Annotated in this window: 14 protein-coding genes; 6 read left to right on the top strand and 8 right to left on the bottom strand. The window is 64.4% G+C overall.

Annotated elements, in window-relative coordinates; translation table 11 throughout:
* The first annotated feature begins 102 nt into the window (after window positions 1–102).
* The 3 genes from mksB to mksF are packed head-to-tail and all read left to right on the top strand — an operon-like array spanning window position 103 to window position 4917.
* Window positions 103–1392, top strand: a complete 1290-nt coding sequence (gene mksB / locus N5D48_RS24060) for an Mks condensin complex protein MksB (protein WP_110735926.1) — start codon at window positions 103–105, stop codon at window positions 1390–1392.
* Complete coding sequence (gene mksE, locus N5D48_RS24055; RefSeq protein ID WP_011532174.1) at window positions 1382–2089, top strand: Mks condensin complex protein MksE; 708 nt, start codon at window positions 1382–1384, stop codon at window positions 2087–2089. Before mksB ends, mksE begins: the two co-directional genes overlap by 11 nt.
* Complete coding sequence (gene mksF / locus N5D48_RS24050; RefSeq protein WP_279888511.1) at window positions 2086–4917, top strand: Mks condensin complex protein MksF; 2832 nt, start codon at window positions 2086–2088, stop codon at window positions 4915–4917. Before mksE ends, mksF begins: the two co-directional genes overlap by 4 nt.
* A gap of 130 nt (window positions 4918–5047) precedes the next feature.
* Here the strand turns inward: mksF and N5D48_RS24045 are convergent, their stop codons facing one another.
* From N5D48_RS24045 to rplU, 5 genes are all read right to left on the bottom strand, one after another.
* On the bottom strand, window positions 5048–5494 hold the full coding sequence (locus N5D48_RS24045) for a CreA family protein (protein ID WP_279888512.1): 447 nt from the start codon (window positions 5492–5494) through the stop codon (window positions 5048–5050).
* Between the two features lie 23 nt (window positions 5495–5517).
* On the bottom strand, window positions 5518–6636 hold the full coding sequence (gene proB / locus N5D48_RS24040; protein WP_279888510.1) for a glutamate 5-kinase: 1119 nt from the start codon (window positions 6634–6636) through the stop codon (window positions 5518–5520).
* A gap of 87 nt (window positions 6637–6723) precedes the next feature.
* Window positions 6724–7947, bottom strand: coding sequence for an Obg family GTPase CgtA (gene cgtA, locus N5D48_RS24035; protein WP_050706889.1), 1224 nt, complete (start codon window positions 7945–7947; stop codon window positions 6724–6726).
* Window positions 7948–8135: 188 nt separating this feature from the next.
* Complete coding sequence (gene rpmA, locus N5D48_RS24030) at window positions 8136–8393, bottom strand: 50S ribosomal protein L27 (protein ID WP_003247464.1); 258 nt, start codon at window positions 8391–8393, stop codon at window positions 8136–8138.
* Window positions 8394–8430: 37 nt separating this feature from the next.
* Window positions 8431–8745: a 50S ribosomal protein L21 gene (gene rplU, locus N5D48_RS24025; protein ID WP_003247466.1), complete on the bottom strand. Its 315-nt coding sequence runs from the start codon at window positions 8743–8745 to the stop codon at window positions 8431–8433.
* A gap of 245 nt (window positions 8746–8990) precedes the next feature.
* Here rplU and N5D48_RS24020 point away from each other — a divergent pair, with 245 nt between their 5' ends.
* The 3 genes from N5D48_RS24020 (at window position 8991) to N5D48_RS24010 (ending at window position 10854) form a co-directional block, all read left to right on the top strand.
* Window positions 8991–9959: a polyprenyl synthetase family protein gene (locus tag N5D48_RS24020; protein ID WP_279888509.1), complete on the top strand. Its 969-nt coding sequence runs from the start codon at window positions 8991–8993 to the stop codon at window positions 9957–9959.
* A gap of 156 nt (window positions 9960–10115) precedes the next feature.
* Window positions 10116–10457, top strand: coding sequence for a zinc ribbon domain-containing protein YjdM (locus tag N5D48_RS24015; protein WP_279888508.1), 342 nt, complete (start codon window positions 10116–10118; stop codon window positions 10455–10457).
* A gap of 151 nt (window positions 10458–10608) precedes the next feature.
* Window positions 10609–10854: a hypothetical protein gene (locus N5D48_RS24010; protein ID WP_038707330.1), complete on the top strand. Its 246-nt coding sequence runs from the start codon at window positions 10609–10611 to the stop codon at window positions 10852–10854.
* 127 nt (window positions 10855–10981) lie between these two features.
* On the opposite strand, the gene N5D48_RS24005 is transcribed toward N5D48_RS24010, so the two are convergent.
* From N5D48_RS24005 to N5D48_RS23995, 3 genes are all read right to left on the bottom strand, one after another.
* Window positions 10982–11599 carry an FKBP-type peptidyl-prolyl cis-trans isomerase gene (locus N5D48_RS24005; protein ID WP_279888507.1) on the bottom strand — a complete coding sequence of 206 codons (618 nt, stop codon included), beginning with the start codon at window positions 11597–11599 and terminating at the stop codon, window positions 10982–10984.
* Between the two features lie 85 nt (window positions 11600–11684).
* Entirely contained in the window at window positions 11685–11990 is a 306-nt protein-coding gene (locus N5D48_RS24000) for a DUF6482 family protein (RefSeq protein WP_279888506.1), read from the bottom strand.
* A 179-nt stretch (window positions 11991–12169) separates the two neighbouring features.
* Complete coding sequence (locus tag N5D48_RS23995) at window positions 12170–12658, bottom strand: TIGR00645 family protein (protein WP_279888505.1); 489 nt, start codon at window positions 12656–12658, stop codon at window positions 12170–12172.
* Window positions 12659–12723 lie beyond the last annotated feature (65 nt).

Raw genomic sequence — 12723 nt, 5'->3', positions numbered from 1 at the left:
CTTGAGCCTCAGGGTTATCCCCATAACAGACCAAGGGGTGAAATCCTCCCCCCCGGATGCAGTACAATCGCCCCTTTTATTTGGCAACGAGTCGACCCGCCAATGATCGAACCCAAGCGCGTCCTGCGCGCCCTAGCCGAACACTGGGCCTTGATCGAGCCGCTGTGCGAGCGCTTCGACCAGGGCACCCTGAGCCTGGTCGAGCTGCGCCAGCAGCTGGCCCGCCAGCAGGTGGAAAGCACCCCGCAGGACATCACCCAGCTGCTCGATGTGTGGATCCGCCTGGACATTCTGGTCCCGGTGGCCAAGAGCCCGAACCGCTTCGAGCTCAACGCGCAGATCCACGACTTCCTCGCCTACCTGCGCCGCGAACACCGGCTGGGCCTGTGCCTGGAGATCGAGGCCTACCTGCGCCACTTGGAACGCCTGGCCGGGCATATCCAGGACGCCTTCGACAACCGCGACAGCGACGACCTGGCACGCCAGCTGCGCCTGCTCGACATGCGCGTGCGCGATGTGCTGAAGAAACTCGACAACGACGAGCAGGCGCTGGTGGCCGTGGCCGAGCGGGCCAAGACCAGCAACCGGCAGATCCCTCTGCGCCAGCGCTACGCCGAGGTACTTGCGACCTGGGACGAGTACGTCGAGCCGATGATCCAGCTGGTCAACGCCGACGGCGCCTTCGAGCAGGGCGTGCGCAAGGTCGAGACCGTGCTGCTGCGCCTTTTGGGCGAGCAGGCGCGCCTCGGCCACCTGGTCGACGACGACATGCTGCTGCGCACCCACGCGCGCATCCTCGAGATGCAGACCAGCGCCCAGCTGACCCTGCGCCACGCCCGCGAACTGCTGCTGCCGCTGCGTGAAGAAGCGCGCCGGCACAACGCCGTGACCCGAGGTGCCGCACTGGCCTTGTCGGTGATCCGCAAGAAGGGCATCGACGCCGTGCCGCAGGCGGCCATGCCGCTGTTCACCCGCCCGCAGAGCACCTTCCTCGGTAGCGCCAGCCAGGTCGAGGCTTATGTCTACGCCCTGGCCCGCTTCGAGCCCAAGCCTGCGCGCTTCCCCAAGGCGCACAAGACCCAGAAGGGCCCGCTGCCCCGCGCCCCGCGCACGGTCAAGGAAATGCTCGAACGCTGCGAGGACGCCCTGCCGCTACCGGACCTGATGGTCTGGCTGCTGGAGCAGGAGCCCGAGGGCGCCACCGACGAGCTGCTGTACTGGTTCTCGCGCCTGTCGCGGGAAAAGCGCTTCAGCCGCGAGCGCCTCGATCGCCAGCAATACCTTACCCGCGAACACCTGGTCAGCCTGCGCTCCTTCGCCCTGACCTCCAGCCGCGACAACAAGCCGGCGACCACGACCGAATCCACCGCGAGCCCCGTCCATGCATCTTGATCTTTCCGAACTGTCCCAGCTCGCGCCGATCTTCCGCGAGCTGTTCAAGGGCTTCCACATCAGCCGCCGCGACCCGGAGCTGTACGCCCAGCTGTCGAACTTCCAGGACCAGTACCGCACCCTGTTCAAGGCCCTGGGCTTCGAGCTGGTCTGCGACACCCGCGGCTTCTACTACTTCGTCCCCGAGCAGGCCGCCGCGCAGGTCAACAAGACCGCCCAGCGCCTGTCGCTGTTCACCTTCATCCTGGTCGAGCACCTGGCCGACCAGGGCCGCGACCCGATGGCCGTGCTCGACGGCGGCAGCATCGGCCGCGACGAACTGCCGTCGCTGCTGGACAAGTACCGCGACCTGTTCCTGCAGGCCGAAGTGCAGACCGTCGACGAGCTCGAAGAAAAGATCATGCGCCGCATGACCCAGCTGGGCTTCGCCTTCGAAGAAGGCGGCATCTACCGCTTCATGCCGCCGATGCACCGCTTCCTCGACGTGTGCCTGTCGGTCCAGCAGGACCGCGACCTGGCCGCCACCCTGCACAGCGACCTGCCGCTGCCGGTGCCCGTGCTGGTGGTGGAGGAAACCCCCGAGGAACTCAACCGCACCGACGACCCGCTCGACCTCACCCCGTTCGACGGCGAGGAAAGCGAAGAGGACGCCCTGGCCCGGGCGATACGCGAAGAGCAACAGGAGATTGACGCATGAGCCAGGAACGCTACGGCATCCGCCGCTTCGCACTGCTCAACACCGCCGGCTACAGCCTCGGCCTGTTCCCCCTGGAACACCCGCTGTCGGTCTACGGCGCCAACAACCTGGGTAAATCGGCGTCGATCAACGCCCTGCAGTTCCCGATCCTGGCGCGCATGTCCGACATGAGCTTCGGCAAGTACAGCCTGGAGCAGTCGCGGCGCTTCTACTTCGCCAGCGACACCAGCTACATCCTCACCGAACTGAACCTGCCCCACGGCCCGCACGTGATCGGCGTGGTCGGTCGCGGCCCGGGCGGCGGCTTCGGCCACCAGTTCTTCGCCTACCAGGGCGAGCTGGACCTGGCCCACTACCAGAAAGACGACACCTGCCTGCGCCAGAAGGAGCTGTTCACCAACCTCGAGCGCCATGGCCTCAAAGCCTACGAGCTCAAGCCGGACGAGCTGCGCCGGCTGCTGGTCGGTGGCCATACCTCGGTGCCGCTGGACCTGACCCTGATCCCGCTGCGCTCGACCAGCGAGCAGAGCCTGAAGACCTTCCGCGCGCTGTTCATCAACCTGCTGCACATGCGCGAGATCACCGCCGCCAAGCTCAAGCAGCTGTTCCTCGACGCCTTCGAGCACAGCCTGCGCTCGGGCAGCGTCGACTACATCGCCGCCTGCGAAGAGGCCTTCCGCGACGTACGCCGCATGGAGGGCGACTACAACGCCCTGGTGGCCGCAGGCCCCCTGGTCGAGGCCCTGGCCGGCGGCGTGGCCCAGCGCGACATCCTGCGCGGCAAGCTGCACCGCATCTCGCCCTTGCTCGACAACCTGCTGGGCACCTGGCAGGAATACGCCATGGCGCGCAAGGAAGAGCTGGTGATCCAGTCCGAGCACTACCGTGGCGAGCAGGACCGCCTGCAGAACGACCAGCGCGGCGGCACCCAGGAGCTGATGCGCCTGGAGCGCGAGATCACCGGTATCCAGCGTTGGCTGGGTGAGCTGTCGGTGCTCAAGCACCGCTTCGCCCTGGTCACCGACGTCAAGGTGCTGGAGCAGCAGCTGCTGGCCGCCAAGGACGCCCACGACGAACTGGCCGGTGCCCTGGCCCAGTCGCGCCAGTTCTCCGCCGAGGATCTCGACGAGCGCGTGCGCGACCTGGAAAAACGCGTGAAGGCGGTCAAGCTGCAGCTCGACCACGCCGACAACAACAGCTATGCCCGCCTGCGCGAGGAGTTCTCGCAGCAGGACGTCGATCGCCTGATGCGTGTGTTCAACGGCGCGCTGTTCAGCCTGCCGCTGGGTGACCGTGGCATCGAGCTGGACGACAGCGACGTCTGGGTGAAGACCCTCGAAGGCGTGCTCGACCGCTTCAAGGGCGAACGCTTCGAAGTGCCGGGCCTGTCCATCGATATCTCGCACATCGACCCGCCCGCGCTACAGGCCCTGGCCGACCGCGCTGCCCTGCGCGACCAGAAAGAGCGCCTGGAAAAAGAACTCAAGCAGCTCAAGACCCAGCAGGCCGTGGCCCTCGACCGCGCCGCCAGCAAGGCCCAGACCGAAGCCCTGTACCAGCAGGTGCTGGATGCGCAGAAGGCCCTGGAAGACTTCCGCCGCACCGAGACCCTGGCCGCGGAAGAGCCGGAGAAGATGGAACAGCTCGGCCAGCTGGAAGCCGCCCAGGACGAACTCAAGCGCTCCAGCGACGCCTTCACCGAACGCGTCCAGCAGCTGTCGGCCAAGCTGCAGCTGGTGGGCCGGCAGATCGCCGACCTGGAAGCCAAGCAGCGCACCCTGGAAGACGCCCTGCGCCGTCGCCAGCTGCTGCCGGCCGACCTGCCGTTCGGCACGCCGTTCATGGAAGCCATCGACGACTCCATGGACAACCTGTTGCCGCTGCTCAACGACTACCAGGACAGCTGGCAGGCGCTGCAGCGCGTGGACAACCAGATCGAGGCGCTGTACGCCCAGGTGCGCCTCAAGGGCGTGGCCAAGTTCGACAGCGAAGACGACATGGAACGCCGCCTGCAGCTGTTGATCAACGCCTACTCGCACCGCACCGAGGAAGCGCTGACCCTGGCCAAGGCCCGCCGCGCGGCGGTCACCGACATCGCCCGGACCCTGCGCAACATCCGCAGCGACTACGACAGCCTCGAGCACCAGCTGGCGCTGTTCAACCGCGAGATCAACAAGCGCCAGGTATCGAACCTGGAGAGCTTCCGCGTGGTGCTGGCACCGAACAAGGAAGCGCTCAAGCACATCGACCAGATCATCCACAGTGCCGGCCAGTACGAGGAAGGCGAAACACTGTCGGTGTTCGACCTGACGCAAAGCGCCGAACAGGATCACAAGAACGAAGAGGCCAAGGAGTACCTGGCGCGACTGGTGGCAGCCAACCACAACCAGCTGGGCCTGAAGGACCTGTTCGAACTGGCCTTCGAGATCACCAAGATCAACAGCCAGCCGGTGATCCACGCCGACATCGACGGCGCCGCGTCCAACGGCACCACCATGACCATCAAGGCGCTGACCAACATGTACTTGTTGCTGCACCTGATGGACCGCGACCTGGCCGGGCGCATTCGCCTGCCCTACTACCTCGACGAGGCGGCGGACATCGACGAACGCAACCAGGCGGCGCTGCTGGAGACCAGCCAGCAGCTGGGCTTCGTGCCGATCCTGGCGAGCGTGAAGCCGCAGGTGTCGGCGCGGGTGGCGATCGACCTGGAAGGCGGCAGCGGGCCGAACGGCATCTACATCGACGAGGCGGACTGGAAGTACATCAGCCGTCGCGACGAGGTCAAAGCCATCGTGCGTGAGGATGAGGCCGAGGAACTGGCCTGACATCTGTGTACTGGGGCCGCTTTGCGGCCCTATCGCGACACAAGGCCGCTCCTACAGGGATTTGCGTACCCCTTGTAGGAGCGGCCTTGTGTCGCGAAAGGAGGCCAAAGGCCTCCCAAAATTCGGGAAGTTACTGCTGTGCCCACGGCACAATCGGAATCGCCGTCACCGCATTCTGCGGGCTGCCTTCGATCACCCGATCGCTGTACACCAGGTACACCAGCGTATTGCGCTTCTTGTCGAGAAAACGCACCACCTGCATGGTCTTGAACACCAGCGAGGTGCGCTCTTTGAACACCTCTTCACCGTCTTTCAATTCACCCTTGAAGTGAATCGGTCCGACCTGGCGACAGGCGATCGACGCCTCGGCACGATCCTCGGCTAACCCCAGGCCACCCTTCAAGCCACCGGTCTTGGCTCGCGACAGGTAGCAGGTCACACCATCGACCTTGGGATCATCGAAAGCCTCGACGACAATGCGGTCGTTCGGCCCGACGAACTTGAACACGGTGGATACCTGGCCAATCTCTTCGGCCCCGGCCAGCATCGGCAGCGCCAGCGCCGCCACGGCAATCATCCTTTTCAGCACGGTGATCTCCTTCAGACCAGGACCAGGTTGTCGCGGTGCACCAGCTCAGGCTCGGCGCTGTAGCCCAGCAGGCTCTCGATGGCATCGGACGGCTGGCCGATGATCTTCTGCGCCTCCAGGGCGCTGTAGTTGGCCAGGCCACGGGCCACTTCCAGGCCGTCAGGGCCGACGCAGACCACCATCTCGCCGCGACGGAAGCTGCCCTGCACGGTCTTCACGCCCACCGGCAGCAGGCTCTTGTTCGATTCGCGCAAGGCCTTCACGGCACCGTCGTCGAGCACCAGGGTGCCTCGGGTCTGCAGGTGGCCGGCCAGCCACTGCTTGCGCGCGGCCAGCATGCCGCGCTCGGGCGACAGCAGGGTGCCCAGGCGCTCACCGGCTTTCAGGCGATCGAGCACGCGCTCGATACGACCACCGATGATGATGGTATGGGCACCGGATCGGGCGGCCAGGCGCGCGGCGCGCAGCTTGGTCTGCATGCCGCCGCGACCGAGGGCGCCACCCGTGCCGCCAGCCACGGCATCCAGCGACGGATCATCGGCTCGGGCTTCGTAGATCAGCTGGGCTTCGGGATTGTTGCGCGGATCGGCGTCGAACATGCCATCGCGATCGGTGAGGATCACCAGCAGGTCGGCTTCCACCAGGTTGGCCACCAGGGCGGCCAGGGTGTCGTTGTCGCCGAAGCGGATCTCGTCGGTGACCACGGTGTCGTTCTCGTTGATCACCGGCACCACGCCCAGGTCGACCAGGGTGCGCAGGGTGCTGCGGGCGTTGAGATAACGCTTGCGATCGGAGAGGTCGTCGTGGGTCAGCAGGATCTGCGCGGTGTGCTTGCCATGCTCGCCGAAACTCGACTCCCAGGCCTGCACCAGGCGCATCTGGCCGAGCGAGGCGGCGGCCTGCAGCTCGTTCATCGCGCTCGGTCGCGTGGTCCAGCCCAGCTGGCTCATGCCTGCGGCCACGGCCCCGGAGGAGACCAGCACCAGTTCCACGCCCGCTTCGCGCAGGGCCACCATCTGCTCGACCCACACCGCCATGGCGCCGCGGTCGAGGCCCTTGCCATCGGCGGTCAGCAGCGCGCTGCCGATCTTCACGACCCAGCGCTTGGCGCCAGTCACCTTGCTTCGCATCTTCTCTTCCAACCTATGTCGAATCTGTAGATACCGTGGATACAAAAACGCCGCTCCAGAGAGCGGCGTTCAGTGTATAGCAACCGATCAGTCACGCACGTAAATGATTTCCGGGCCGTCTTCGTCGTCCTCGAAATCATCCCAGTCGTCATCATCGCCGATGTCATGCACGCTCTTGACGCCGGTGCGGCGCAGGGTGCGGGCGTCGTCCAGGGCCTGCAGCTGGGCGCGGGCCTCGTCTTCGATGCGCTGGTCGAGCTCGGCCAGTTCCTCGGCGTAGGCCGGGTCGTTGGCCAGGCGGTCGGCGCGGTCCTCGAGGTAGCGCATCAGGTCGTGGCTGAGCTTCTCGGTGCCCTGCTTGGCGATGGCCGAGATCACGTAGACCGGACCTTCCCAGTTCAGGCGCTCGACCACTTCCTTGACGCGCTCGTCGCGCTCGTCATCCATGATCATGTCGGCCTTGTTCAGCACCAGCCAGCGCTCACGATCGACCAGCGCCGGGCTGAACTGCGCCAGCTCGTTGATGATGATCTCGGCGGCATCGGCCGGGCTGCTGCCGTCCAGCGGCGCCAGGTCGACCAGGTGCAGCAGCACGCGGGTACGCGCCAGGTGCTTGAGGAAGCGGATACCCAGGCCGGCACCTTCGGAAGCGCCTTCGATCAGGCCGGGGATGTCGGCGATGACGAAGCTCTTCCAGCGGTCGACGCTGACCACGCCCAAGTTCGGCACCAGGGTGGTGAACGGGTAGTCAGCAACTTTCGGCTTGGCGGCCGAGACCGAGCGGATGAAGGTGCTCTTGCCAGCGTTCGGCAGGCCCAGCAGACCGACGTCGGCCAGGACCTTCATTTCCATCTTCAGGTCGCGCTGATCGCCGGGTTTGCCCGGGGTGGTCTGGCGCGGCGCACGGTTGGTGCTGGACTTGAAGCGGGTGTTGCCCAGGCCGTGCCAGCCGCCCTGGGCGACCATCAGTTTCTGGCCCGGAGTGATCAGGTCACCGATGACTTCCTGGGTGGCCGCGTCGATCACGGTGGTGCCCACCGGCACGCGCAGGAACAAGTCGTCGCCCTTCTTGCCGGTGCAGTCGGTGCTGCCGCCGTTGGAGCCGCGCTGGGCTTCGTGGTGGCGGGTGTAGCGGTAGTCGACGAGGGTGTTGAGGTTCTCGTCGGCCACCATGTACACCGAGCCGCCGTCGCCACCGTCACCGCCGTTGGGACCGCCGTTCTCGATGAATTTCTCGCGGCGGAAGCTCATGCAACCGTTGCCGCCGTCACCGGCCTTAACCCGGATCGATACTTCGTCTACAAACTTCATTCAAAACCGCCTCTCGTCGGACGACGAGTCGAAAACCAGAAAACCATGAGGCTCTTGCGAAGATGAGCGCGGCGGCCCCGTACGAACCAGAAACCAACGCCGGCAGCCCATTCAAACAGCTTTGCAAGAGGCTCACCACAAACGAAAAAGCCCCGTCGCATGACGGGGCTTCTGGAGCGACGTCGCGATTAAGCGGCGACGATGCTCACGTAACGGCGCATGAACTCGCCTTTCTTCTCGAACTTGATCACGCCTTCGATCTTGGCGAACAAGGTGTGGTCCTTGCCCATGCCAACGCCGTAGCCAGCGTGGAATTCGGTGCCGCGCTGACGGACGATGATGTTGCCTGGCTTGATAACCTGGCCGCCATACATCTTCACGCCAAGGCGTTTCGATTCTGAGTCGCGACCGTTACGAGTACTACCACCAGCCTTCTTGTGAGCCATGGTTCAATTCTCCAATAAATTCAGGGGATCGGGGCGATTAAGCCTGGATACCGGTGATTTTGATTTCGGTGAACCACTGGCGGTGGCCCATGCGCTTCATGTGGTGCTTACGACGACGGAACTTGATGATGCGAACCTTGTCGTGGCGGCCTTGGGAAACGACTTCGGCCACTACTTTAGCGCCAGCAACGACTGGAGCGCCGATGGTGACTTCTTCACCGTTGGCGACCAGCAGAACGCGATCGAAGGTTACGGATTCGCCAGTGGCGACTTCCAGCTTTTCGATCTTGAGGAATTCACCTTCAGCGACTTTGTACTGCTTGCCGCCGGTAACGATTACTGCGTAAGACATTTTGAATCTCCGATAATCCTGCTCACCCAGCGCTTTATATGATGAGTATTGGCTGGCATGGCTGCACGGGGCTGGAACGGCCCTGTGCAATTGCGTAAGGCAGGTGCTGCCCAGGAAAGTTAGGGTGCGCGATTGTACGCAACCCTATAAATGCTTGCAAGTGGCGGCCAGGCCTCGCGGGCACCGCGCCTTGACACACCGGTACCTGCGACCTAGCATGCCGCGCAACCTCAATGGAGCAGCCGATGCAACCCCAATCCTTCTACCGCGCGGTAGCTGACGATTTCAGCGCCGTCGACGAGATCATCAAGAAGCAGCTGACCTCGCGCGTGCCGCTGGTATCGAAGATCGGCGACTATATCACGTCCGCCGGCGGCAAGCGCCTGCGTCCGCTGCTGGTACTGCTGTGCGGCAAGGCCCTGGGTCGCGAAGGCGACGACCTGCGCCTGCTGGCGGCGACCATCGAGTTCCTGCACACCGCCACCCTGCTGCACGACGACGTGGTCGACATGTCCGGCATGCGCCGTGGCCGCTCCACCGCCAATGCCCTGTGGGGCAACGCGCCGAGCGTGCTGGTGGGCGACTTCCTCTACTCGCGCTCGTTCGAGATGATGGTCGAACTGGGCTCGATGCCGGTCATGCAGATCCTCTCCAAGGCCACCCGAGTGATCGCCGAGGGCGAGGTGCTGCAGCTGTCGCGCGTGCGCGACGCCAGCACCACCGAAGAGGTGTACATGGACGTCATCCGCGGCAAGACCGCGATGCTGTTCGAGGCCTCGACCCACAGCGCCGCCGCGCTTGCCCAGGCCAGCGACGCGCAGCGCGAAGCCCTGCGCACCTTTGGCGACCACCTGGGCGTGGCCTTCCAGCTGGTCGACGACCTGCTCGACTACAAGGGCGACTCCGAGACCCTGGGCAAGAACGTCGGTGACGACCTGGCCGAAGGCAAGCCGACCCTGCCACTGATCTACACCATGCGCGAAGGCACTCCGGAGCAGGCCGCACTGGTACGCCAGGCGATCCAGAAGGGCGGCCTGGAAGACCTGGAGCAGATCCGCATCGCCGTCGAGGCGTCCGGCGCCCTGGACTACACCGCGCAGATGGCCCGCGACTATGTCGCCCGCGCCATCGCCTGCCTGGAAGTGCTGCCGGCGAGCGAGTACCGGGATGCCCTGGTCGAGCTGAGCGAGTTCGCGGTCGCGCGCACCCACTGATTCATCGCAACACCCTCATCGCGGGGCAAGCCCGCTCCCACGCCAGCACACATCATGGCGTGGGAGCGGGCTTGCCCCGCGATGCGTTTGTGCAGGAAATCACTAAACCCTATACAATGTGCGCCTTTGTCCCGCCTGTACTTGAAAGGAAAAGCCGTGAGCACTCTGCCACCCTGCCCCCAATGCAACTCCGAATACACCTATGAGGATGGCACCCAGCTGATCTGCCCCGAATGCGCCCACGAGTGGTCGGCCAGCGGCGACGCCGAAGCCGCCAGCGACGACGTGGTGAAGAAGGATTCGGTCGGCAACGTCCTGCAGGACGGCGACACCGTCACCGTGATCAAGGACCTCAAGGTCAAGGGCTCGTCCCTGGTGGTCAAGGTCGGCACCAAGGTCAAGAACATCCGCCTGTGCGACGGCGACCACGACATCGACTGTAAGATCGACGGCATCGGCGCGATGAAGCTCAAGTCCGAGTTCGTGCGCAAGGTCTGATCTCCTATCCCTCGGGGCTGCCCAGCGGGCGGCCCTGACAGATCCTGCAACAGGATCGCCTGCACCATTCGGAAGAATTCTTCCAATAGTCCCTTGCTATTTTGATAATAAGAATTATTCTCATTGGAACCGCTATCCAAGGAGAATAGCCATGACCTATCTGATCGACGCCTGGCTCGACCGCCCCCACCCTTACCTGCGTATCCTGCATCGCGAGACCGGCGAAGTGTGCGCCGTGCTCGAGGAAGACGCGCTCGACGAACTGCGCGACCAGGGCGACCTGGACCTCATGGGCCTGAATTCGAGTGAACCTGGGGTGCTCAAGGAGCTGGTGAGGAATCTGTTTCTGTTCTGCTATGCGCGGGCGTTGCGCCCCGGGGGAACAGACTGGAATTGAGGCCGGCATCACTGGCCTCTTCGCGGGCAAGCCCGCTCCCACAGGTCTCTCATTGCTCTCGATTACAGCGAGCTTCCTGTGGCAGCGGGCTTGCCCGCGAATGGGCCGCAAAGCGGCCCCGGCGGCATTACAGAACGTCGAGCAGCTCGACGTCGAACACCAGCACGCTGTGCGGCGGGATGCTGCCGACGCCCTGGGCGCCGTAGGCCAGCTCGCTCGGCACGTACAGGCGCCATTTGCTGCCGGCGTTCATCAGCTGCAGGGCCTCGGTCCAGCCGGCGATCACGCCACCGACCGGGAACTCGGCCGGCTGGCCGCGCTCGTAGGAGCTGTCGAACACGGTGCCGTCGATCAGGGTGCCGTGGTAGTGGGTACGCACGTTGTCTTCGCGCGACGGCTTGGCGCCTTCGCCTGCGGTCAGCACTTCGTACTGCAGGCCCGAGGCCAGGGTCACGATGCCTTCGCGCTTGGCGTTGTCCGCCAGGAATTCCTTGCCGACGGCAGCGGCGGCTTCGGCCTTGGCGGCCGCTTCGGCCTGCATCACTTCGCGGATGACCTTGAAGGCGGCCGACAGGTCGGCTTCGCTGACGCGGCTGTCGGCGCCGTTGAAGGCGTCGGTCAGGCCGAGCACGATGGCGTCCAGGTTGACGCCTGGTGGCGGGTTGTCGCGCAGCTGGCCGCCCAGCTGACGGCCGATGCCGTAGCTGACGCGGGATTCGTCGGTGGACAGGTTGAGTTCGGACATTGGCTTGCTCCGCTTTAGGGCGCACTGCAACCGCGCCCTGATGAAAAGGGCGAGCAGCCTAGCACACTGGCGCCGCGCGAAGCAGCTACCAGGCCGAACGCTGGGAAATCGGGACTTTGAGGTCTTCTTCCGGGTGCAAGCCCATGCCGCACATCTCGTCCTGCACGGACCAGTGCACCAGGTTCATCGATAGCAAAGGGGTCGCTTGCAGAAGCAGGCGCGCATCTTCGACCGAGTGCACGCGCAGGCGCTGGCCACGCTGGTCGTCCAGGGGATGGGTACGGCCTTTGACCCGGGCCTCGAGCAGGTAGTCACCGCCTTCGATGGCGATCAGATTGAGTTCGTCGACATGGCCAGCCCTAGCCTCGGTATTGAGCTGATGCAGGTTCATGGGCGCACCTCGCTGCGGGAACCACGCATGAGTGCTCATTTTTTGTACAGAACCTGGGATTAGACAAGGCACCACTCGTCAGTTGCAGCGCATTGCCTTCTTCGCGGGTAAACCCGCTCCCACAGGGTTGGCAGAGGACCTGTGGGAGCGGGTTTACCCGCGAATGGCCCTTGCAGGCATCAGTGCTTGGTGAGGCGATCCAGATAACCCATGACGAACGCCGAGATGACGAAGGTCATGTGGATGATCACGTACCACATCAGGTACTCGGTGGAGATGTTCTGCGCATCCATGAACACCCGCAGCAGGTGGATCGAGGAGATGGCGACGATCGACGCGGCGACCTTCATCTTCAGCGACGAAGAGTCCATCTTGCCCAGCCAGTTGAGCTTTTCCTTGCTCTCGTCGATGTCCAGTTGCGAGACGAAGTTCTCGTAGCCGGAGATCATCACCATCACCAGCAGGCCACCGACCAGCGACATGTCGATCAGCGACAGGATCACCAGGATCAGGTCGGCCTCGGCCAGGCTGAAGACGTTGGGCAGGACATGGATGATTTCCTGGAAGAACTTCAGGGCCAATGCCAACAGGCCCAGCGAGAGGCCGAAGTAGATCGGGGCGAGCAGCCAGCGCGAGGCATACATCGCGTTTTCGAGGATACGTTCCATGGACAGTAGGGGACTCGTGAGGTGACTGGAAAAGCGACGGCGAGTATAGCCAGCCACCTGCGACA

It is taken from the genome of Pseudomonas sp. GD03858 (assembly GCF_029840925.1).
Taxonomy (GTDB): Bacteria; Pseudomonadota; Gammaproteobacteria; order Pseudomonadales; family Pseudomonadaceae; genus Aquipseudomonas.
The sequence above is the reverse complement of the archived record's forward strand: the minus strand, read 5'-3'. Positions and strand labels throughout refer to the sequence as shown.